Raw genomic sequence first — 21,213 nt, 5'->3', positions numbered from 1 at the left:
CGTTGCGCACCGGGCCTTGCGTCAGGGCACAGCTCAGAAACGCGAGCCTTGTACCGGCGCGGGCAGGCCGCTCCAGATTTCATCCAGGTTGTGCAGGTCCCAGTCCTTGACCGACTCGATGCGGATGATGCGGTCCTCGGCGGTGAAGCTGGCCAGGTCCAGCACCTTGCGCTCCAGCGGCATGCGCGTGCGTGCCGACACCAGCAGCATGACCTTGGGCTTGAGCAGGTGCCTGTCGTTCTGCTCCACCACCAGGCCGATGCGTTCGCTGTGCAGGCGCACCAGCGCGCCGATCGGGTAGATGCCCACGGCGCGGACGAAGGCCTGGAAGATCTTTTCGTCGAAGTGCCCGGCCCAGGTGGCCATCTCGCGGATCGAGTGCGCCGGGCCCCAGGCTTTCTTGTACGGGCGCTCGGAGGTGATGGCGTCGTACACGTCACAGATCGCCGCCATGCGCGCAAACACGCTGATCTGCTCGCCGGCCAGGCCGAAGGGGTAGCCGCTGCCGTCGTATTTCTCGTGGTGGTGCAGGCACACGTCGATGGCCGTGGCGCTGTTGAGCTTGCTCTGCTGGAGGATACGCAGGCCGCCTTCGGGGTGGCCCTTGACGATGCCATACTCGTCGTCGGTCAGGCGCCCCGGCTTGTTCAGGATGTCGATGTCGATGGTCATCTTGCCGATATCGTGCAGCAGCCCGGCCACGCCGGCCTCGCGCACCCATTCATCGGGCATGTCGAGCTGGCGGGCGAGGGCGACCATCAGCGCGCACACCGCCACCGAATGCATGTAGGTGTATTCGTCCGAGGTCTTGAGCCGCGACAGGCTGATCAGGGCCTGCGGATGGCGCTCTACGGAGGCTGAGATCTCGCCGATCAGGAGGGCGGTGTCCTGGGCGTTGATCGCCTGGCCCATCCGCGCATCGTTGAACATGCTGATCACGGCGTCCTTGGCCCGGCCGCAGATCTTCAAGGCGCGCGACACCTCGACGTCCAGCGCCACCCGCGGCGGCCTGTCCACGGCCGCGCAGACCTGGGCCGCCAGCGGCGGGCGTTCGGCAGGCCTGCTCGGCACATCGCTGCCGCGTTCGGTGTCGATGAAGACTTCACCGATGCCCGACTCGCGGATCTTGTTCAGGTCGGCGCTGTGCTGAACCTTGAAGCGCGACTTCCAGAAGGGGTGATCCAGCCACGCCCCGCCGAATTCGTGGACGAACATCCCGACTTGCAGATCACTGACGGCTATCTTTTTGATCATCTGGAACGCTCGGACGCAACGCTTTGATGCCAGTGTGCCACTGCTTTGCCTGCCACTCCAAAAAATATTAGTGGTAACAGAACCCTAGGGTCATTTCTAGACGGACAGTCCATGCAGTATGGCTGAAAAAAAAACGGCGCAGACAGGTGTCTGCGCCGTTTTTTTCAGGTTTGCGCCGAGCGGCGCAGCAAGCTGCCGTCAGTTGATCGGCTGGCTGCTCCACTCACCGTTGACCAGGCGTTGCAGGCCCAGCGGGTTGGCGTTGCGCAGCGCCTCGGGGAGCAGCGCATCCGGGTAGTTCTGATAGCACACTGGGCGCAGGAAGCGGTCGATGGCGAAGGTACCCACCGAAGTGCCGCGGGCGTCGGACGTCGCCGGGTACGGGCCGCCGTGAACCATGGCGTCGGACACTTCCACACCGGTTGGGTAGCCGTTGACCAGGATTCGCCCGACCTTCTGCTCCAGCAGCGGCACCAGCCACTGATATTTCTGCAGATCCGCCGGCTCGCCGATCAGCGTGGCCGTCAGCTGGCCGCGCAGGCCCAGCAGGGCACGTTCCAGTTCGGCGTCGTCGGCGACTTCGACGACAATGGTCGCCGGGCCGAAGACTTCTTCCTGCAGCAGCTCGTCGCCTTCGAGCAGCAGGCTGACGTCAGCCTTGAACAGCTGCGATTGCGCTTGCTTGCCTTCCTGCGGATTGCCGGCCAGGTGGGTGATACCCGGGTGCGCCAGCAGGTGGGCGACGCCTTTTTCATAGCTTTTCAGGCCGCCGGCGTTGAGCAGCGTCTGCGGTGCCTGGGCGCCGAGGTGTTCCTGCAGCTGGCCGAGGAAGGCGCTGAAGGCTGGCGACCGTACACCGACCACGAGGCCTGGGTTGGTGCAGAACTGGCCGCCACCCAGGGCCACGGAAGCTGCCAGGTCCTTGGCCACGGTGTCGCCGCGGGCGGCGAGGGCGTCGGGCAGCAGGATCACCGGGTTGATGCTGGACATCTCGGCGAACACCGGAATCGGTTGTGGACGCTCGGCAGCCAATTTGCACAGGGCGTTGCCGCCGTGCAGCGAACCGGTGAAGCCGACACCCTGGATGGCCGGGTGCTTGACCAGGCCTTCACCCACGCCGCTGCCGAAGATCATGTTGAACACGCCCTTGGGCATGCCGGTGCTTTCAGCGGCGCGGATGATCGCGCAGCCCACCAGGTCGGCGGTGGCCATGTGGCCGCTATGGGCCTTGAAAACGACCGGGCAGCCAGCCGCCAGGGCCGACGCGGTGTCACCGCCAGCGGTGGAGAAGGCCAGTGGAAAGTTGCTGGCACCGAACACGGCGATCGGGCCGACGCCGATGCGGTATTGGCGCAGGTCGACACGCGGCAGCGGCTTGCGGTCCGGCAGGGCCAGGTCGATGCGCGCGCCGAGGAAATCGCCGCGGCGCAGGACCTTGGCGAACAGACGCATCTGCCCGCTGGTGCGCGCACGCTCGCCCTGGATACGGCCGGCGGGCAGGGCAGTTTCACGGCAGACGATGGCGACGAACTCATCGTCCAGGGCGTCCAGTTCGTTGGCGATGGCGTCGAGGAATTCAGCGCGACGGGCCGGGCTCAGCTGGCGGTACTCGGCAAAGGCGCCCTTGGCGGCCAGGGCGGCGGCATCGATTTCGGCATCGGTGGCTTGATAGAACTCATACGGCAACGCTTCGCCGGTGCTGGCGTCGAGGCTCTTGTGCTGGGGCTTGCCTTGCGCGCTGCGAGCGCCGGCGATGAAGTTCTGGCCGAGAACATTGGGCATGAGGTATCTCCTGTGAGGGATGCGGGCGGGTGCCTTGGCGGCATGGAGCGGGTGGCTGTTGTTGTCGGGTGCTGGGCACCGTTATTGTCAGTTATCGTACGACTCTTGAGGGTTATGCGCAACCGGGGTGGGTTGGGGTGGTGCAAGGCGAGAGGTTCAATATCGCCACCACCGGCCGCCCGCGCGGCCTATCGGCAGCTTCGCCGGCTCCCACATTTGCTTCGACCGTGCCGTTCCAGACAGATCACCTATGACCGCCCTGGCGCTTGGCGGTCTATCGTCGAACATCAAGAGCGGTCATAGGCGATGCCACTGCATGGACATAAATCGAAATAAATGTAGGAGCCGGCGAAGCTGGCGATAGGCCGCGGGCGGCCGATAGCGGCCGCGCTTGAATCTCAAGGCGGCCGCTGATCACCTCACCCATTGGGCTGCGAAGTATTCACATAATCCGGCACCTTGGCCAGGGGCAGGCTGCGAGCCTGGTCGCGCTGGATGCCGCGGCGCGATGGCAGTGGCTCGAGGCGCTGGGCCTGGCCGGTGCTCAAGGCGCGTTCTATGGCCGCCAGCACGCGTACATCGCGCCAGCCTTCCTCACCGTCCGGCTCGGGGGCGCGGTCATTGAGGATGCAATCGGAGAAATACTCGGTTTCGCCACCAAAATGGTCGACCACCGGGTGCTTGTGTTCCTGGGTCTTGCCGTCGAGGGTCGCCCGGTAGGCGATCCCCACGCCCTCGCCAAAGCCGAAGCACGGCGAGGCTTCGAACTCACCCTTGTCGCCGATCACCTGGAAGCGCTCGGTGGCCGGCAGGCTGTAGCTGACGGTAAAGGTCGCCAGGCGCTCTTCGGGGAAACGCAAGGTCACGTTGACCGTGTCTGGCGTGTTGACCGGTCGGCCCGGCGTCTGAGTGGCCACGGCGTGCACTTGCACCGGCTCGCTGGCGAACAGGTTGCGCACCGCATTGAGCGGGTAGGGGCCCATGTCGGTCGCGGGGCCGGCCCAGAAGCCGCTCTGCATGCGGTGGTTGGAGGGCTTGGTGACCTGGCTGAACACCGAGCTGAACAGACGCACGTCGCCAATATCGCCGCGGCGCACGCGGTCGACCATTTCCACCGTGCCCGGCTCGCAATGCAGGCGGTAGGCGATCATCAGCTTGGCGCCCGACTGCCGCGCCGCAGCATTGATTGCCAGGCAGTCCTCTTCGCTGGCTGCCATGGGCTTTTCCAGCAACACGTGGATGCCGGCCAGCAACGCAGGCTCGGCGAACTCACGGTGGCGGAAGTTCGGGGTGGCGACGTACACGGCGTCGATTTCGCCACTCTTGAGCAAGGTGTCGAACTCTTCATAGGCGTAACTCTTCAGGCCGTATTTCTGGGCCAGGCGGTCGGCCTTGATCGGGTCGCCGGTGACCAGCGCGGTCATCACCGAATTGCGGGTCTGGGCCACGCCGGGCATGAACGCGCCCTGGGAAATCCAGCCGCCACCGACCACTGCGTAACGAATTTTGCCTTGTGCATCCGGCATGTCGAAGCCTCCTCGAGTGTGCTCTGAATATCAACGGTTGCGCACCGTCGCTCTCTAGAGTCGGCAGGAAAACGGCTGGCAAGTTCAAACTGAATGCCGCAGCGATGCGGCAAAGTGCCAGGTTTATCGGGTATGCTCTGGCGGATTTGCAACTGAATGTTGCAGCCTTGTCGCCTACAAACAGGAGTGCCCAGTGGACCCATCAACCGTTGCCTGGATGGCCCATGACAGCCGCTTGATCCTTTGCTGCCTGGCCGCCATCGCCACCATTATCGTGCTGATCAGCGCCACTCGCCTGCCGCCGTTTCTGTCGATTCTGATCGGCACCTTCATTGCCGGCATTGGCGCCGGGCTGCCCGCCGAAGAAGTGGCCAAGGCGTTCAGCAAGGGTGCCGGCGGCATTCTCGGCGAGGCCGGCATGATCATCGCCCTGGGTGCGATGCTGGGCGCAGTGATGGCCGAATCGGGGGCGGCCGACCGTATCGCCACCACCTTGCTGAAGATGGGCAAGGGCGCCAGCCTGCCGTGGGTCATGGCCCTGGTGGCGATGGTCATCGGCCTGCCGCTGTTCTTCGAGGTCGGCCTGGTGATGATGGTGCCGATCATCTTTGTCATGGCCCGGCGCTCGGGCCAGCCGTTGTTGAAAATCGCCATTCCGGCGCTGGCCGGCATGACCACGCTGCATGCCCTGATGCCACCGCACCCGGGCCCGTTGATTGCGGTGAGTGCGCTGCATGCCGACCTCGGCCTGACCATGTTACTGGGCCTGTGCCTGGCCATTCCAGCGGTCATCCTGGCCGGCCCGCTGTATGGCAACTGGCTTTCGCGGCGCCTGCACATTGAAGCGCCTGCGGAGCTGGGCGAGCTGTTCAGCAAGCCGGTGACCCAGCCGCGCCAGCCGAGTTTTGCCGTGTCGCTGCTGATCATCCTGCTGCCCGTGCTGTTGATGCTCGGCAGTACCCTGGCCAAGGTGGCGATGCCAGTGGCCAGCGGCGTGGCGCAAACCTTGAAGTTCCTCGGCGAACCGCTGGTGGCACTGGGCCTGGCAGTGATCGCTGCGGTGATCTGCCTGGGCTGGGCCAACGGCATGGCCCGCGAGCATGTCGGCAACACCCTGCGTAAAAGCCTGGCGCCGATCGCCGTGCTGCTGCTGACCATAGGTGCCGGCGGCGGCCTCAAGCAGACCCTGCTGGATGCCGGCGTCAGCCAGACCATCAGCAAGGTCGCCGAGGGCGCGCACATGCCTTACATCCTGCTGGCCTGGCTGATCGCCGTGGCGCTGCGCCAGGCCACCGGATCGGCGACGGTGGCGACCACCACCACGGCGGGCATCCTCGCGCCCTTGATGGCCGGGCTGGCTGCCACCCAGAGTTCGCTGGTGGCGCTGGCCATCGGCGCTGGCTCGGTGTTCTTCTGTCACGTCAACGACGCCGGCTTCTGGATGGTGCGCGAGTACTTCGGCCTGCAGCTCAAGCAGACCATCATGGTCTGGTCGGTGCTGCAGACCATCGTCTCGGTGGTGGGGCTGGTGGGCACCCTGCTGCTTTGGCATGCGTTGGGGTGATATCGGCCGGCGTCACGCCAGCGAGCTGCCCTTGACCTCGGCCAGGTAGGTGCCTTCCGGCGGGTTGCGGCTGAAGTACTGGGTGACGCCGTCGAAGATCGCCCCGGCCAGCTTCTGCTGGTGGCGCCCGTCGATCAGCCGGCGGCAGTCGCCGGCGTTGGAGATGAAGCCGGTCTCGACCAGGATCGAGGGAATGTCCGGCGACTTGAGCACGGCGAAACCGGCCTGTTCCACGCGCATGCCATGCACCCCGGCGACCTTGCCGACATGGCCGAGGACGATGTTGCCCAGGTCCAGGCTGGCGCTGATGGTCGAATTCATCGACATGTCGAGGATGACGTCGGCGAGCATCGGGTCCTTGTCCTTGAGCGTCAGCAGCTGGCGGCTGCCGAGCATGTCGGCGCTGTTCTCCTGCTGCGCCATGTAGCTGGCCATGGCCGAAGTCGCGCCGTGTTCGGAGAGGGCGAACACCGAAGCGCCCGATGCGGTGAGGCGCGGCGCGGCATCGGCGTGGACCGAGACGAACATGTCGGCGTTGTACTTGTGCGCCACGTCGACCCGCTTGCGCAGCGGAATGAAGATGTCGTCGTTGCGCACCAGGCGCGCCTTGTAACCCTTCTGCCGATCGATACGCTGGGCCAGCAGGCGGGCGATGGACAGCGCCACGTGCTTCTCCTGCTCGCCACCGCCGCCGATGGCGCCCGGGTCCTTGCCGCCGTGGCCGGCGTCGATCACCACGATGATGTCGCGCTGGCGTTTGACCGAACTCGCTTTCTCTTCGGCCACTGCCGTCGCCGCCGCTGCGGCCGGCGGCGCAGTCTTGACGATGGCCGGGCTGGCCTGTGTCTGCAGATCGACCACCAGGCGGTGGCCCTTGCCGCCCTCGGGCGGCAGCAGAAAGGTCTTGCTCTGCACCGGCTGGTCGAATTCCAGCACCACCCGGGTGTCGCCGGGACCCCTGGCACTGCTGCGGATCGCCTTGATCGGCGCGCTGGCCAGTGACGGGTCGCGCAGGGCGGTCAACAGCCGGGTGCCATGCAGGTCGAGGATCAGCCGCGGCGGCGAGCCCAGCTCGAAAGACTGGTACTGCACCGGGCCGCTGAGCTCCAGCACCACGCGCAATTTGTCACCGACCCGCGCGCCGCGCGCGGCCAACACTTGCTGCTGGGCGTGAGCGAGCAGCGGCGCAGGCAAGGCCACGCCCGCTAGCAGATAGGTGAGAAGGCGACGTCTGTACATGAAGAACCCGCCGTAAGTCGTTGTTTGGTAGAGCAGAAGGTTACTGTATAACAAGGCGTCTGGAAGTCCCTGAGCGAAATTTCATCTGTGCCTGGGCCGGGCAACCCCTATCGCCCTGAACGTTTGGCGCCGGCAGCGGGTCGACTTTTCACGACCTGACTGAAGAGCACGCGCCGATGCCCGATCCAAAGCCTTCGCCGAGCCCCAGGGGCGGCCTGCGCCGGGCACTGCCATTGATCGCACTGGCCGGTGCCACCGATGCGCTGGTGTTCCAGCACAGCAAGCAATTGCTCGCGGTGTACATGACCGGCAATACCACCAGGGTCGGCGAGTTCGCGTTGCAGGGACGTTGGCAGTCGACAGCACCCTTGCTGGCGGTGCTTGGCGTTTTTCTGCTGGCCACTACCGGCGCTGCCTGGCTGGGTCAGCGGGTGGGCGACTGGCGCGCGACCCTGGTGATGACCCTGAGCGCGGTGCTGATGGCCTGCGCTGCGCCGCTCGCAGCCTTGCAGCCCGAATCCTTCAGCCTGGCGACCGTTGCGCTGATCGCCGCCGCTATCGGCTGTCTCAACCAGGCCCTGGCTGGCGAGCCCGGGGTCAGCTTCATCACCGGCGTGCTGGTCAAGACTGGCCGCGCCCTGGCTGCCGCGCGCTGGGCCGAAGCCGCAGGCGATCTGCTGCGCTGGCTGGCGCTATTGCTGGGCGCGGTGGCCGGCTGCGTGCTGACGTCGATCTTCGGCACAGCGACGCTGCTGGTCATCGCCAGCCTGATCATCGTCAATGCCCTGTGCGCGTGGCCGCAGCAGGTCGCCGTGGTCGTTTGACCTGTCATTTCTTATCGAGCGTCATTGCCTATAAAAGAGGAGCGGACCATGGCTGCCGACACGTCGCACCCCGTTTTTACCCAGCAAGGCCCGGGCACTGCCCAGGGCCCGACCCTGCCCGCCAGCGGCGCCATTCGCCCGCCCAGCGAGCTGGACCGTGGCCGTGTCGAAAACGGCCAAGTGTTGTTCGACAACTGGAAAGGCATGGCCGACAAGCCCGACCCAGCACTGCCCGCGCCACTGCCGCCGGCCCAGCGGGTCGGCTTCGCGATTGTCGGGCTCGGCCGCCTGGCGTTGGGCGAGATCCTCCCGGCCTTCAACGAGTGCAAGCTCGCGCGCCCCGTGGCGCTGGTCTCTGGTAGCCCCGAGAAGGCGCGCACCGTAGCTGCGCAGTACGGTATCGAGGCGGTCTACGGGTATGACGAAATGAACCGGCTGGCGGAGAATGCGCAGGTGCAGGCGGTATACCTGGTGACCCCCAACGGCCTGCATGCCGAGCAACTGCGCGCTGCAGCCAAGGCCGGCAAGCATGTGCTGTCGGAAAAACCCATGGCCAACAACGCCGAGCAGGCGCGGCAGATGATTGCCGACTGCGAGCAGGCGGCGGTCAAGCTGATGGTCGCCTACCGCTGCCAGTATGAAGTGTTCAATCGGGAGGCGGCGCGCCTGGTGCAGTCCGGCGAGCTGGGTCGGGCGCGGGTGATCGAAGCGAGCAACACCCAGGTCCAGGGGCCGGCCGGCCAGTGGCGGCTGAACGCCGCGCTGGCCGGCGGTGGTGCGCTGCCGGACATCGGCCTGTACTGCCTCAACGGCGTGCGGGCCATGTTGGGGGAGGACCCGATAGAGTTGTACGCGCAAGTGGTCAACCCGCAAGGCGATCCGCGCTACACCCAGGTCGAGGAAACCATCAGCTTCATGCTGCGCTTTCCCAGCGGCGCCATAGCCAATTGTTCGACCAGCTACGGCGCGCATGAGTCCAAGGACCTGCGCATCCACCTGGAACTGGGCAAGCTCGACCTGGAGAACGCCTTCGCCTACCGCGGCCAGCGCTTGCGGATCGCGCACCGGCACGGCTCGGCCGAAGCTGTGGACGAGCTGCGCCTGGGCGCGAAGAATCAGTTCGCCCTTGAGATCGACCACTTCGCCGACTGCATACTCAACGGCAAGTCGCCACGCACGCCGGGCGAGGAGGGCTTGCAGGACCACCTGCTGATGGAAGCGATCTATTGCTCGGCGCGGGAAAACCGGCCGGTGGCCATCGACTGGGCCAGTGAGCACAGCCCGGTCAGGCAATGACCAGTAGCGTGCCTATGGCGGTGTCCACAGCTGCCCGGACACGCCGGTGCTCACGGCGCAGGCGATCATCGCCCATCACAAGCTGACGCTGGGTGGCCCGTTCGCCCGCGTGCTCCAGACCTGCGAGATTCAGTTCTAGAGCACGAACCGGCGCACGGTCAGGTTGAGGTCCTGTGCCAGTTGCGCCAGTTGGCTGCTCGCCACGCTGGTCTGCTGCGCCGTGGCGGCGGTCTGCACCGACAGCTGGCGGATGCTGCCCAGGTTCTGGTCGACCTCCTGGGCCACCTGCGCCTGCTGCTCGGCGGCGCTGGCGATCAGCAGGTTGCGGTCGTTGATGCTGGCCGTGGCGTCGATGATCAACGCCAGCGCCTGCTGGGTGCCCGCTGCCTGTTCCAGGGTCTGGCCGGACTGTTCGGCGGTGCTGCGCAAGGCGTGGGCAGTGCCTTCGGCGCGGGTCTGCACGTCACCGATCAAGGTCTCGATCTCGGCGGTGGAGGCACTGGTGCGCTGCGCCAGCGAGCGCACTTCGTCGGCCACCACGGCGAAGCCGCGGCCGGCCTCACCGGCGCGTGCGGCCTCGATGGCGGCATTGAGCGCCAGCAGGTTGGTCTGGTTGGCGATGCTGCGGATCACGTCGAGGATCTTGCTGATGCTTTGGGTGCGCTCGGCCAGGCCTTCGGCCTGCTGCGAGCAGCCCAGCACCCGGTCGGCCAGCTTGCGGATCGAGACGATGGTCTCGCCAAGCTTGCCCTGGCCAAGGCTGGCGGCATCGTTGGAGGCCTGCGACTGCGCCGAGGTGTCATTGGCATTGAAGGCCACGTCACCCGCAGCCTGAGTCATCTGGGTGACGGCCAGGGCGGCCTGCTCGATCTCGTCGTTCTGGTATTGCAGGTTCTGCGCACTGGCTTCGGCGATCGAGCCCATTTGTTGCACCGAATGGCTCAACTGGTCGGCCGCCGCGTTGATCTGGCCGACCGTGCCATGCAGGTTGCCGCGCATGCGCCCGAGCATGTTCAACAGGTCGGTGGTTTCGTCGCGGCCGCTGGCGACCACGGCCTGGCTGAGGTCGCCGTCGGCGATGGTGCCGGCAATCTGCAAGGCCTCGCGCAGCGGGCGAATGATGCTGACGCTCAGGCGCCAGGCCAGCAGTACGATCAGCAGCAAGGCGGCGGCAATGGCGCCCAGGGCGATGCTGCGGGCCTGCTGATAGCGCGCCCCGGCGCTGTCCACGGCGCCGCTGGCGGTCTGCTTGTTCAGCTCGCGCAGCAGTTGCACCTGCATGTCCATCAGGTCGCCCTGCATCGACAGGGTGCTGTCCGACAGTGCGCGCGCTGCGGGCAGTTGCTGCTGTTCGATCAAGCCGACTTCGTCGTGCAGGCCGCTCATGAAAGTTTCATAGGCGGCCTGCAAGGCGCGGATGGAATCCTGCTCGGTGCCGTCGCTGACCCGCGCCAGGTAGGTCTTGAAGTGGGCGTCGACTTCGTCCTTGAGCTGGCCGATGTTGATCTTGCTGGTGACCACGCCACTGGGGTCGTCGGCGCCGACGATCAGGCGCAGGCCTTCACCGCGCAGTTTGCCCAGGGCGATGGCGATGGCGTCGGCGGTGGCGATGCTCGGCAGCGCGCCGCTCTCGATGACGCTGCCCTGCTGGCGGATGACCTGCATCTGCCACAGGCAGAAACCGCCCAGGCCGCCCAGCAGCAGTGCGGCGATGGAAAAGCACAGCACCATGCGCGCGGGAATACCCAGGCGGCGCAGCCACAGGCGGGCGGGGCGGCGTTGGCGCCGCAGGAAAGACAAGGGCTTGGGCAATTTCACGGGGACACCGGGCGACGAAACGGAGATGCGGTGTTTATAAGGCAATTGTGTGATGTCTTTATGACATCGCTTAATTGACGCCGGTTTTTTTGACAGCCAGGTCGTACACCCCGGCTGAAGAAAAATTCATCGACTGTTATCAAACTGACATCATTGCCCCGTTAGATTGGCCCGGTCACCGCTGTGGCATGCCACACTAATTTCGAATCGATGAGACAAGACCTTGAAAATGCTGACTAAAACCCGGTTGTCGATCCTGCTCGCGTCGCTCGCTCTGAGCGGCATGGCCCACGCTACCGATGTCACCGGTGCCGGTTCGAGCTTCGTGTTCCCGGTTCTGTCGAAATGGTCCCAGGACTACAGCAAGACTGCCCCGCACAAGATCAACTATCAGTCGATCGGTTCGGGTGGCGGTATCGCCCAGATCAAGGCGGCCACCGTGGACTTCGGCGCCTCCGACGCGCCCTTGTCGGCCGATGACCTCAAGGCCGGTGGCCTGGGCCAGTTCCCCAGCGTCGTGGGCGGCATCGTGCCGGTGGTCAACGTCGAAGGCGTGGAACCGGGCAAGCTGAAGCTCGACGGCGAGACCCTGGCGAAGATCTTCATGGGCACCATCAAGACCTGGAACGACCCGGCTATCGTCAAGCTCAACCCGGACCTGAAACTGCCGGAAACCGCCATCACCGTGGTGCACCGCTCGGACGGCTCGGGGACTTCGTTCAACTTCACCAACTACCTGGCCAAGGCCAGCGGCGAGTGGAAGGACAAGATCGGCTTCGGCACTACCGTGCCATGGCCGGTGGGCGTCGGTGGCAAGGGCAACGAAGGCATCTCGGCCTACGTCAAGCAGATCAAGGGTTCGATCGGCTACGTCGAATATGCCTATGCGATGCAGAACAAGATGTCCCACACCGAGCTCAAGAACGCCGCCGGCAAGTTCGTCGAGCCGGGCGCCAAGGCCTTCCAGGCGGCTGCCGACACCGCCGACTGGAACAGCGCCAAGGACTTCAACGTGATCATGACCAACGCCCCGGGCGATGGCGCCTGGCCGATCACCGCGACCACCTGGATCATCATGTACAAGCAGCCCAAGAACGCCGAGCAAAGCGCTGCGGCCTTCGACTTCTTCAAGTGGTCGCTGGAAAACGGCCAGCAACAGGCCGCTTCGCTGGACTACGTGGCACTGCCCAAGTCGCTGGTAGGCAAGATCGAAGACTACTGGAAGACTGACTTCACGCGCTGATTGCGGCACCGTTGGACTCGGGCGGGGTCACAGCCTGTAACCCCGCCCGAGGTAGCTGCCCATGTCGTTATTGCTCGGTTGCGCTGGCTGGAGCCTGCCGCGCGGCTGCCAGAATCTGTTCCCCGTCCAAGGTTCGCATCTGCAGCGCTACAGCCAGGTGCTCGGCGCCGTGGAAATCAACAGCTCGTTCTACCGCCCACACCGTCCCGCCACCTACGCCCGTTGGGCGCAAAGCGTTCCCGCCGGTTTCCGTTTCTCGGTCAAGATGCCCAAGCAGATCACCCACGTCGCCCGCTTGAACGATTGCAGCACCTTGCTCGACGAGTTCCTTGGCCAATGCGCGGCACTGGGCGACAAACTCGGTTGTCTGCTGGTGCAGTTGCCGCCGTCGTTGCACTACCAGGCAGAGGCCGCCGAGGAGTTTTTCACGGCGCTGCGCGAGCGCTACAGCGGCGCGGTCGCCCTCGAACCGCGGCATCCCAGCTGGCTGCAGGCGCAGCCGTTGCTGATCGAACAGCGCATCGCCCGGGTAGCGGCCGACCCCGCGCCGATAGCCGGTGGTGACATCCCGGGCGGCTGGAATGGCTTCGAGTATTGGCGGCTGCATGGATCGCCAAGGATTTATTATTCGGCGTATGGGCAGGCGTATCTGCAGCGTCTGGTGGAGCATTTGCCGACGGATCGGCCGGTATGGGTGATCTTCGACAATACTGCAGGGGGCGAGGCGGTGGGCGATGCCTTGCTGCTCAAGCAGCTGGCAAGCTGAAAACTGGGGCGGCGGCGCTGACCTCCTCCGGGGTGATCAATCCTCCCGGGTCAGCACTTCCAGCAGCTCGATCTCGAAGCGCAGGTTCGAGTGCGGCGTGATCAGCTTGCCCATCTGCCGCTCGCCATAGGCGAGGTGCGCCGGCACCCACAGACGCCGCTTGCCGCCGACCTGCATGCCCATCAGGCCGATGTCCCACCCCTTGATCACGCGCCCGGTGCCGATCACGCACTGGAACGGCTTGCCGCGCGAGTGCGACGAATCGAACTCCTGGCCGTCTTCCAGCCAGCCGGTGTAGTGCGTGGTGATCAGCGCGCCCTTGACCACGGCCTTCCCGGTGCCAGGGTGCAGGTCTTCTATGTGCAGTTGTTCATTCATGCTTGAATCGGCTCAGGGATTAACGGCTTTGCGCTTTTTTGATGGCTTGCATGTAGCTGGAATGCAATGAACCCATCTTCGGCAACGGTATCGCGGGAACCAGGCTTGAATGCATCGCAAACCAGTCCGTATCGAACGCCAGATCGAAGGTGTGGTTCAGATCGAATTTAGTGCGTGCGCCCAGTCCGCTCAAGGGGAATCCATCATCATCGGGATCGAGCACAAACTCGCCGGGGTAGATCCGGTCGGTTTTCTGGCTGGTCCCATAACATACCCGAACCTTGCGCTCCTCATCGAACACGCCGATGACCAGCCCCGGCCGACTCTTCGGGCCAGGGGTGCCAAGCCTCTCGGGAAACTTGCACCAGACGATGTCGCCCGGTGCAGGCAGGGGAGTGAATGGGCGTGGCGAGATCAAAACAGCGATCGCGTCAGTCGGCTGTCTGGCAGGGCTGGACTTGCAGCTTTTATTGCGTCCATCTGTTCCGGGGTCAGAGGGCCGTCGTCGAGCTCATACTTCGGCAGATAACGGTCTGCTAGCTGGCGCAAGGCATAGTGGATCACCTCGGTCTTGTTCATTCCGGTTTGGGCCATCAGCAAACCGAAGGTTTCGGTACTGATGCCTGTAGGGGTGTCTTGGGGGCGAAGCCGAAACAAGACCGTGTCCAGCTTTTCAACATGGGCCATGGGATCCTCCGCAGCGCAGATCGACAGTCAATATTGCTATAGATTTTATAGCAACCCTTGGCGTGAGCAAGGCCCAGTTGTCACTTGATGCTACTGGGGAAGCAAACCTCCGATAATACGCGCCGCCTGCGCCGTCGACAGCGGGTAGTCGAAAAAGCGTCGGTAGAAATCGATGGTCAGGGCATTCAGGTCGACGTCCTTGAACAACTCCGGGTGCAATTGCTGTGCGGCCCACGGCAGTTGCAGGGCGATTTCGGTGCCGTAGCGGTCCCAGGGGAACACCCCGGCGGGGTTGCGCAGTACCCGGCCGTGCTGCACCGCGTCCAGTTCCCCGAGCAGCGCGCTGGCGGGCGAATCGGCGAGGTTGCCAGCGTTGGCGGCGAGGATCAGCACATCGGGTTGCCAGCCCAGCAGTTGTTCGGCGGACACCGTCTGCAGGTTGCCGTGCAGGCCGTCGGCGGCGTTGCGCCCGCCGACCAGTTTGATCCAGTCATCGATCAGGGTGCCATCGCCGTCGACCTTCAGAGGATTGAGCGAGGCGATGTGCAGCACGCGCGGGCGTTGCTGCGCGGTGAGGCTGGCTGTGCGCGTGGAAACCTCGGCCAGTGCTTTGTCGAGGTAGGCGTTGTAGGCCTGGGCGCGCTGCCGGGCGCTGTCGCTGCCCAGAGCCTGGGCGGTCAGCAGCAGGGTGTGCTGCAGCCCGGGGATGTCCTTGAAGCCGACATGCACCACGGCGATGCCCGCCTGCTGGTAGGCCTGGGCGTTGCGGTCGCCGGTGCTGACGAAGGCCAGGTCGACCTTTGCCGCCAGCAGGCTTTCGGCGCCGAAGGCGTTGCCCGGCACACTGAGTGCCTGGCGCAGCGACGGCTGCACGAGGAACATCCAGGGCTGGCCAGCCTCGTGGTTGACGGTGGCGGCGATACGGTCGCCGGCGCCCAGGGTCATCAGCAACGCATGGTGCGCGTACCAGGCGTCGGCGATGTGCTGGGGGCTGGCCGGCACGCTGACCTGCTGGCCGGCGTCATCGCGCACAAGGTGGCCGGCGTCGGCCAGGGCACCGGCGCTGCACAAGGCCAGCGCGGCAGCGCTCAGCCAGGCGCGGGCGCTCACAGGTCCACCTGGATCGAGGCCTGGACTTCGCGCGGGGTGCCCAGCGAGGCACTGGCATTGCCGGCCCCGGAGTAGCCGTTGAGGCCGCCGGGCACGACGTTGGTCCAGTAGCGCCGATCGGTCAGGTTCTCGACCTCCAGCCGGTAGGTGGTGTTGCGGTGCCACAAGGTGGTGGTCAAGGCGGCGCCGGCGTCGAAGGTGCTGTAGCCCGAGACCCAGCTGCTGTCGGTGTTGTCGGTGGGGCGGCGGCCCACATAGCGGCTGTTGAGGTTGAGCGACAGGCCCTGCACCTGGGGTATCTGCACCACGGTGAGCAGGTTGGCGGTGTATTTGGCCAGGCCGACGATGCGCGTGTCCTCGGTGCTCGGGGTGCCGGTGTGGAGCAGTTTGGGGTCCAGCCAGGTCAGGCCGCCGAACAGCTGCACGGTGTCGCTGGCCTTGCCGTCGGCCATGAACTCGACGCCACGGTTGCGTTGCTCGCCGCCGTTGGCGTAGACGGTGCCCTGGGTATAGGCATAGGGGCGTTTGATCTGGAACGCGGCCAGCGACAGGTTGACACGGTCCAGTGCCCACTTCGCCCCGGTCTCCCACTCCTTGCTGCGGTAGGGGGCCAGGATGTCGTTGGCGTTGCTGGTACCGGTCGGCGCTGTGTCGCCCTGTTGCAGGCTGTCGGCGTAGGTGACGTAGAGGGTCAGGTCCTCCACCGGCTTGTACAGCAGGCTGGTGGCGCTGCTCAGGCCACTGTCCTCGGAGCTGGAGGTGACGTTCAGGGTCTTGGCGTAGTTGCGACTGGTCAGCCGGCTCTGGCTGCCGGTGAGCATCAGGCTCCACTGCGGGGTGAAGGTCAGGGTGTCGCCGAAGATCAGCGCGCGCTGGGTAGCCACCGCCGACTGGTAGCGGTCGGTGAAGTCCGGATAGTTCGGTTCGGCGAAGTCCTGCGGATCGCTGAGGTTGGCAGTGCCCAGGGTGGTGGTGGCGCCAGCGACCGGGTTGTAGTTCTGCCAGTTGAAGCCGCTCAGGCCCAGGGTCAGGTCGTGGCGCACCGGGCCGGTCCATTCGCTGCCGTTGAGGCTGACCAGGTAGCTGTTGATGGTGAAACGGCTGGCGGTGGCCGACGACACCGAGCTGGTGTACTGGCCGGGGGTGGTGCTCAGGGTATTGGTGACGCCGGTGCTTTGGCGGTCGGCAATCTGCCGCAGGCCGCCGACGTCCAGCTTCCAGTTGCCGTTGAAATCATGTTTCCAGTGCGCGCTGGCGGTCTCGGTGGTGTTGTTGTCGCCAGCGTAGTTCTGCCCCAGGTTGCTGCGGGTGGGGTCCAGCGCGTGGGGGAAACTGGCGTTGCTGGCCAGGGCGAATTTGCCGGGCAGGCCCTTGTCGAGGAAGTTGTAGTAGCTGAAGTTGGTCTGCAGCAGGTCCTGGTCGCTGAGCTGGAAGTCCAGCGCCAGGCTGACCAGCTGGCGACGCAGCTGGCTGCCCGGGTTGTAGCCCTGGCCCTGTTCGTCGAGCAGGTCGAGGCGGTACTTGATGCGCCCGTCCGGGTCGAAGGGGCCGGACAGGTCGGCTTCCTTGAGCCAGGTCAGGCCGGTGCCGACGCCCACCGTCACCCGGTTGCGGGTCTCGTCGGTGGGCCGCTTGGAGATGAAATTGAAGGTGCCGGCCGGGTTCGCAGGGCCGTACAGCGCACCGGCCAGGCCATTGAGTACTTCGATGGCAGAGAACTGCTCGGCAGGGTAGTCGGTGGTCGAGACCACGTTGAGGCCGTCCAGCCGTGAATTCTGCACCACGCTGCCCTGCATGCCACGGCTCTGCGGCCGGGCGCCGTCGCCTTGTACCGACGGCATCAGGCGCAGGATGTCCTTGAAGCTTTTGTACTGCTGGTTGTCGATCAGCTGGGCATTGACCACGTTGATCGAGTAGGGCGTGTCCTGCACCTTGCGCTCGCCCAGCGGGCCGAGGCTCGCGGCCTTGTTTTTCGCCAGCTGGGTGTCGTCGTCAGGGGTTGCGCTGGCGGTGACGTCGACGGGCGCCAGCTGGATCGAGTCGCTGTCGGCGGCGTGGGCGACGCCTAGTGACACGGCGAGGCACAGCGGTGACAAGGCAAAACGCAAAGCGGTGGAGGGCATGGTGGTCAGGCTCACAAGGGGACGAAAAAACGATGGGGCGGCACGTCGACCTGACGCACCTGGCGCTGGTACAGCCGGGCGATCAACTGGGCGTCGATCACCGCGTGGGGGGTGCCGTCGGCGATCAGCCGGCCGTGCTCCAGCACCCAGGCGCGGTTGGCCCAGGCCAGGGCGTGCTCGGGGTGGTGGCTGCTGCTGAGGATGCTCAACCCGGCGCGCGCCAGGCGCTGCAGGTGTTCGAGCAGACGCTGCTGGTGGCCGTAGTCCAGGCCCGCCACCGGTTCGTCGAGAATGATCAGCCGCGCCTGCTGCACCAGGGCGCGGGCGATCAGCGCCAACTGCCGCTCACCGCCGGACAATTCGGTGTACAAGCGCTGCGCCAGGTGCTCGATGCCCAATTCGGCCAGCGCCTGATCGACGACGACGTGATCCCGGGCATTCGGTGCGCGGCCCAGGCCGGTGCTGGGCAAGCGCCCTTGGCTGACCACCTCGCGGACTCGGTAGGGAAAACTCGGCACATGGCTCTGGGGCACATAGGCGACCTGCCGGGCGATGCCGCGCCGCTTGACCGTCGCCAGCGCCTGGCCGTTGAGCCGCACCTGGCCGCCATGGGGCTTGAGCAGGCCAAGCAGCAGGCGCAGCAGGGTGCTCTTGCCGGCGCCATTGGCGCCGAGCAGGGTGATGCAGTCGCCGCAGTGGACCTGCAGGTCGATGCCCGCCAGCACCGAGCGCCCTTCGATGCGGTAGCTAAGGTGCTCGGCGGTCAGCAGAGCGCTCATAGCCAGCCCCGGCGCACGCGGTTCAACACCAGCACGAAGGCCAGGGCACCGAGCAGTTCGGTGATGATGCCCAAGGGGATTTCGCCGGCGCTGAAACTGCGCGCCAGGCCGTCGGCCGCCAGCAGGAAGCAGCCGCCCAGGCAGGCGCTGATCGGCAGCAGGCGGGCGCTGCTGGGGCCCACCAGAAAGCGCGCCAGGTGCGGCACCAGCAGGCCGACCCAGCCCACCATGCCGGCGATGCTGACGGTCAGGGCGCTGATCAGCGTAGCCAGGGCAATCACCCCATAGCGGATCACCGACACCGGCACGCCCAGACTGCGGGCTTCGTCATCACTCAGCGACAGTGCATCGATCACCCGGCCCAGCAGGCACAGGGCGATGATCGCCACGATCAGCACCGGAGCGGTCCAGCCCAGGGCATGGGGGTCGACCGCGCTGAGGCTGCCCAGCATCCAGTAGACGATGGTCGGCAGTTGGTCCTGCGGGTCCGCCAGGTATTGCACAATGGACAGCAGGGCGGTGAACAGCGCGTTGCTGACGATGCCGCCGAGCACCAGCATGAGGATCGAGGGCGTGGTGAACATCGCCGCCACCGCGACCCCGACGCCCACTGCCAGCAGCCCGGTGACGCAGGCCAGCAGCGAGATCCATAGCCCCTGCAGGCCCAGCACGATCGCCAGCGAGGCGCCCAGCGCGCAGCCGCTGAGCACGCCGAGCAGGCCCGGCGAGACCAGCGGGTTGCGGAACACAGCCTGGTAGGCGGCGCCGGACGCCGACAGCCCGGCGCCCACCAGCACCGCGCCGATCACCCGTGGCAGGCGTGTGTCAAGGATGACGCTGTGCAGCAATTGCTGGCGTTGCGGGCTGAGGTCATGGCCGAGGAAACGCCACAGCTCGCCGAGGCCGATGGGGTAGCGGCCCAGGGTCAGGGATGCGACGGCGGCGAACAGGAGCAGGGCCAGGGCGGCGGTCAGCCAGGCCGTGAAGTGGCGCGATGGGTCTGGCACAGGCATTGGGAGGCTCTGGAATTTACGCTATATAGAAAAACATATAGCGGTGCCAGAGGGGAAATACTTAGTCTGCTACCAATTGTCGCAGCGGGGCATCGAATGGCCTGGTGTTGCGTATCGGCCGTGAGATGGGGGCGTTGCCCCCTCCCACGTCGGGCGTGGTCTCATGTGGGAGGGGTCGCAGACCCCGAGAGGCCGACAGGCCGGTCTCAAGGCGGCGGACGTTCCGCCAGGCGCCCGAAGATCAAACCGGCCTTGTGGCCTCTCGGGGGCGTTGCCCCCTCCCACGTCGGGCGTGGTCTCATGTGGGAGGGGTCGCAGACCCCGAGAGGCCGACAGGCCGGTCTCAAGGCGGCGGACATTCCGCCAGGCCGAAGATCAAACCAGCCTGTCGGCAGGGCTTCAGGCCGAGACCCACTGCAATTCGACGCCCAGCGATTCCAGCGCTTTCCAGTAGCCCGGGTAGGTCTTGCCGACGCACAGCGGGTCCTGGATGCGCACGCCGCTGACCTTCAGGCCGGCCAGTGCAAAGCACATGGCGATGCGGTGGTCGGCGTGGGTGTTGATCGAGCAGTCGCTGTGGCTGCCGGCCAGCGCCGGGTCTGCGGCGACCAGCAGATCGTCGCCTTCGACCGTGGCCAGGCCTGGGCGGATGGCATTGAGGCCATCGTGCAAGGCCGCCACGCGGTCGCATTCCTTGACCCGCAGGTTGGCCAGGTCGACGAAGCGCACCGGGGTGCGGTTGAACGCCGCCAGCACGGCCAGGGTGGGAATGGCGTCCTGCATCTGCGAGCCATTGATCACCGCCGGCATCTGCGGGAACTGGGCAATGAAGCCTTGCGCGCGGGCGTCGGGCTGGGTGAAGGCGTCGGCGGCCACGCCCAGGTCGATGCGGCCCTGGCTCAGCGCCTCGGCAGCCCACAGGTAGGTGGCGGCGGAGGCGTCCGGCTCGACCTGGTAATCGCTGGCCACATAGCCGGTCGGGGCGACTCGCCAAGTGTTGGCGTCCAGCTCGGTGACCTGGGCGCCAAAGGCGCGCATGCAGGCCAGGGTCAGGTCGACGTAGCCGCGGGCGCCAATGTCCTGGCCGATCAAGGCCACTTCCACCGGCTGCGCGGCGCAGGGGGCGAGCATCAACAGCGCAGAGACGTACTGGCTGGACAGCCCGCCGTCGATCTCCAGGCGGGTGGCGGCGAGGGTGCCGCTGCCCTTGACCTGCACCGGTGGGCAGCCGGTGGCACTGCTGACCTCAAGGCCAGCGGCGCGCAGCGCGTCGACCAGCGGGCCGATCGGGCGCTTGCGCATGTACTCGTCGCCGTCCAGGGTCACGCTGCCGTCTACCGTGGTCACCGCCGCCGTGAGAAAGCGCACGGCGGTGCCGGCGTTGCCGAGAAACAGCGGCCCCTCGGGGGCCTGCAAGCGGCCGCTGCTGGTGACCACGAAGGTGGTGTCGTCCGGCTCCTCGACCGTCACGCCCATCTGGCGCAGGGCATTGGACATGTGCCGAGTGTCATCGCTCTTGAGCACGCCACCCAGGCGGCTGGTGCCCTTGGCCAGGGCCGCGAGCAGCAGCGCGCGGTTGGTGATCGACTTGGAGCCCGGTGGGCTGACCTGGCCGTGCAGGGGGCGGCCCGGCGGGATCACGGTGACGGTGTCGTTTACGCTCATCGATTCATTCTCTTCAAACGGCAGAAGGTCCAGCCGGCAGGCGAGGCTGTCGGAAAGGTGCAATGGTGCCAGTTTCCGGGGGCAGGGGGCCAGCGCTGCGTCAGTCCGGCGCTGGCAACCCTGCGGCGGACCCTGAGCCCGTGCCT

Annotated in this window: 18 protein-coding genes; 5 read left to right on the top strand and 13 right to left on the bottom strand. The window is 66.0% G+C overall.

What is annotated here, in order from left to right:
• Window positions 1–33: 33 nt before the first annotated feature.
• The 3 genes from SFA35_RS16230 to SFA35_RS16220 form a co-directional block, all read right to left on the bottom strand.
• A complete protein-coding gene (locus SFA35_RS16230; RefSeq protein ID WP_320571563.1) occupies window positions 34–1,254 on the bottom strand; it encodes an HD-GYP domain-containing protein in 1,221 nt (406 codons plus the stop codon).
• Window positions 1,255–1,452: 198 nt separating this feature from the next.
• On the bottom strand, window positions 1,453–3,036 hold the full coding sequence (locus SFA35_RS16225; RefSeq protein ID WP_320571562.1) for an aldehyde dehydrogenase (NADP(+)): 1,584 nt from the start codon (window positions 3,034–3,036) through the stop codon (window positions 1,453–1,455).
• Window positions 3,037–3,455: 419 nt separating this feature from the next.
• The gene (locus SFA35_RS16220; RefSeq protein WP_320571561.1) at window positions 3,456–4,562 is read right to left on the bottom strand and encodes a Gfo/Idh/MocA family oxidoreductase; all 1,107 of its coding nucleotides are present in this window, start codon (window positions 4,560–4,562) and stop codon (window positions 3,456–3,458) included.
• A 193-nt stretch (window positions 4,563–4,755) separates the two neighbouring features.
• Between SFA35_RS16220 and SFA35_RS16215 the strand changes: the two genes are divergently transcribed.
• Window positions 4,756–6,126 carry a gluconate:H+ symporter gene (locus tag SFA35_RS16215; protein ID WP_320571560.1) on the top strand — a complete coding sequence of 457 codons (1,371 nt, stop codon included), beginning with the start codon at window positions 4,756–4,758 and terminating at the stop codon, window positions 6,124–6,126.
• A gap of 12 nt (window positions 6,127–6,138) precedes the next feature.
• Here SFA35_RS16215 and SFA35_RS16210 read toward each other — a convergent pair whose 3' ends face one another.
• Window positions 6,139–7,365 carry an N-acetylmuramoyl-L-alanine amidase gene (locus tag SFA35_RS16210; protein WP_320571559.1) on the bottom strand — a complete coding sequence of 409 codons (1,227 nt, stop codon included), beginning with the start codon at window positions 7,363–7,365 and terminating at the stop codon, window positions 6,139–6,141.
• A gap of 176 nt (window positions 7,366–7,541) precedes the next feature.
• Here SFA35_RS16210 and SFA35_RS16205 point away from each other — a divergent pair, with 176 nt between their 5' ends.
• Complete coding sequence (locus SFA35_RS16205) at window positions 7,542–8,189, top strand: YoaK family protein (RefSeq protein ID WP_320571558.1); 648 nt, start codon at window positions 7,542–7,544, stop codon at window positions 8,187–8,189.
• Between the two features lie 48 nt (window positions 8,190–8,237).
• Window positions 8,238–9,485, top strand: a complete 1,248-nt coding sequence (locus SFA35_RS16200; RefSeq protein WP_320571557.1) for a Gfo/Idh/MocA family oxidoreductase — start codon at window positions 8,238–8,240, stop codon at window positions 9,483–9,485.
• 135 nt (window positions 9,486–9,620) lie between these two features.
• Here SFA35_RS16200 and SFA35_RS16195 read toward each other — a convergent pair whose 3' ends face one another.
• Window positions 9,621–11,216, bottom strand: a complete 1,596-nt coding sequence (locus tag SFA35_RS16195) for a methyl-accepting chemotaxis protein (protein ID WP_320579067.1) — start codon at window positions 11,214–11,216, stop codon at window positions 9,621–9,623.
• Window positions 11,217–11,526: 310 nt separating this feature from the next.
• Here SFA35_RS16195 and pstS point away from each other — a divergent pair, with 310 nt between their 5' ends.
• A complete protein-coding gene (gene pstS, locus SFA35_RS16190; protein ID WP_320571556.1) occupies window positions 11,527–12,546 on the top strand; it encodes a phosphate ABC transporter substrate-binding protein PstS in 1,020 nt (339 codons plus the stop codon).
• Window positions 12,547–12,607: 61 nt separating this feature from the next.
• Complete coding sequence (locus tag SFA35_RS16185; RefSeq protein WP_320571555.1) at window positions 12,608–13,312, top strand: DUF72 domain-containing protein; 705 nt, start codon at window positions 12,608–12,610, stop codon at window positions 13,310–13,312.
• 36 nt (window positions 13,313–13,348) lie between these two features.
• On the opposite strand, the gene SFA35_RS16180 is transcribed toward SFA35_RS16185, so the two are convergent.
• The 8 genes from SFA35_RS16180 to SFA35_RS16145 all read right to left on the bottom strand — a co-directional run bounded on the left by SFA35_RS16180 (window position 13,349) and on the right by SFA35_RS16145 (window position 21,067).
• On the bottom strand, window positions 13,349–13,690 hold the full coding sequence (locus SFA35_RS16180) for an FKBP-type peptidyl-prolyl cis-trans isomerase (RefSeq protein WP_320571554.1): 342 nt from the start codon (window positions 13,688–13,690) through the stop codon (window positions 13,349–13,351).
• A gap of 19 nt (window positions 13,691–13,709) precedes the next feature.
• Window positions 13,710–14,108: a type II toxin-antitoxin system PemK/MazF family toxin gene (locus SFA35_RS16175; RefSeq protein ID WP_320571553.1), complete on the bottom strand. Its 399-nt coding sequence runs from the start codon at window positions 14,106–14,108 to the stop codon at window positions 13,710–13,712.
• Window positions 14,105–14,377 carry a hypothetical protein gene (locus tag SFA35_RS16170; protein WP_320571552.1) on the bottom strand — a complete coding sequence of 91 codons (273 nt, stop codon included), beginning with the start codon at window positions 14,375–14,377 and terminating at the stop codon, window positions 14,105–14,107. Before SFA35_RS16170 ends, SFA35_RS16175 begins: the two co-directional genes overlap by 4 nt.
• Window positions 14,378–14,467: 90 nt before the next feature.
• A complete protein-coding gene (locus SFA35_RS16165) occupies window positions 14,468–15,487 on the bottom strand; it encodes an ABC transporter substrate-binding protein (RefSeq protein WP_320571551.1) in 1,020 nt (339 codons plus the stop codon).
• Window positions 15,484–17,610, bottom strand: coding sequence for a TonB-dependent siderophore receptor (locus tag SFA35_RS16160; protein WP_320571550.1), 2,127 nt, complete (start codon window positions 17,608–17,610; stop codon window positions 15,484–15,486). The genes SFA35_RS16165 and SFA35_RS16160 overlap by 4 nt, the downstream gene beginning before the upstream one ends.
• Before the next feature lie 11 nt (window positions 17,611–17,621).
• Entirely contained in the window at window positions 17,622–18,389 is a 768-nt protein-coding gene (locus SFA35_RS16155) for an ABC transporter ATP-binding protein (RefSeq protein ID WP_320571549.1), read from the bottom strand.
• Window positions 18,386–19,402 (bottom strand): iron ABC transporter permease, encoded by a 1,017-nt coding sequence (locus SFA35_RS16150; RefSeq protein WP_320571548.1) that lies wholly within the window; start codon window positions 19,400–19,402, stop codon window positions 18,386–18,388. The genes SFA35_RS16155 and SFA35_RS16150 overlap by 4 nt, the downstream gene beginning before the upstream one ends.
• A gap of 399 nt (window positions 19,403–19,801) precedes the next feature.
• Entirely contained in the window at window positions 19,802–21,067 is a 1,266-nt protein-coding gene (locus tag SFA35_RS16145; protein ID WP_320571547.1) for a 3-phosphoshikimate 1-carboxyvinyltransferase, read from the bottom strand.
• Window positions 21,068–21,213: the final 146 nt, after the last annotated feature.

Source organism: Pseudomonas sp. HR96 (assembly GCF_034059295.1).
Classification (GTDB): domain Bacteria; phylum Pseudomonadota; class Gammaproteobacteria; order Pseudomonadales; family Pseudomonadaceae; genus Aquipseudomonas.
Note: the sequence above shows the minus strand (reverse complement) of the source record. Positions and strands in the feature narration are given on the sequence as shown.

Coding starts and splice junctions, on each gene's coding strand:
- SFA35_RS16170 (WP_320571552.1), bottom strand. CDS start 14,377: ATGGCCCATGTTGAAAAGCTGGACACGGTCTTGTTTCGGCTTCGCCCC.
- SFA35_RS16225 (WP_320571562.1), bottom strand. CDS start 3,036: ATGCCCAATGTTCTCGGCCAGAACTTCATCGCCGGCGCTCGCAGCGCG.
- SFA35_RS16155 (WP_320571549.1), bottom strand. CDS start 18,389: ATGAGCGCTCTGCTGACCGCCGAGCACCTTAGCTACCGCATCGAAGGG.
- SFA35_RS16160 (WP_320571550.1), bottom strand. CDS start 17,610: ATGCCCTCCACCGCTTTGCGTTTTGCCTTGTCACCGCTGTGCCTCGCC.
- SFA35_RS16230 (WP_320571563.1), bottom strand. CDS start 1,254: ATGATCAAAAAGATAGCCGTCAGTGATCTGCAAGTCGGGATGTTCGTC.
- SFA35_RS16205 (WP_320571558.1), top strand. CDS start 7,542: ATGCCCGATCCAAAGCCTTCGCCGAGCCCCAGGGGCGGCCTGCGCCGG.
- SFA35_RS16185 (WP_320571555.1), top strand. CDS start 12,608: ATGTCGTTATTGCTCGGTTGCGCTGGCTGGAGCCTGCCGCGCGGCTGC.
- SFA35_RS16220 (WP_320571561.1), bottom strand. CDS start 4,562: ATGCCGGATGCACAAGGCAAAATTCGTTACGCAGTGGTCGGTGGCGGC.
- SFA35_RS16150 (WP_320571548.1), bottom strand. CDS start 19,402: ATGCCTGTGCCAGACCCATCGCGCCACTTCACGGCCTGGCTGACCGCC.
- SFA35_RS16210 (WP_320571559.1), bottom strand. CDS start 7,365: ATGTACAGACGTCGCCTTCTCACCTATCTGCTAGCGGGCGTGGCCTTG.
- SFA35_RS16180 (WP_320571554.1), bottom strand. CDS start 13,690: ATGAATGAACAACTGCACATAGAAGACCTGCACCCTGGCACCGGGAAG.
- SFA35_RS16145 (WP_320571547.1), bottom strand. CDS start 21,067: ATGAGCGTAAACGACACCGTCACCGTGATCCCGCCGGGCCGCCCCCTG.
- SFA35_RS16200 (WP_320571557.1), top strand. CDS start 8,238: ATGGCTGCCGACACGTCGCACCCCGTTTTTACCCAGCAAGGCCCGGGC.
- SFA35_RS16195 (WP_320579067.1), bottom strand. CDS start 11,216: ATGGTGCTGTGCTTTTCCATCGCCGCACTGCTGCTGGGCGGCCTGGGC.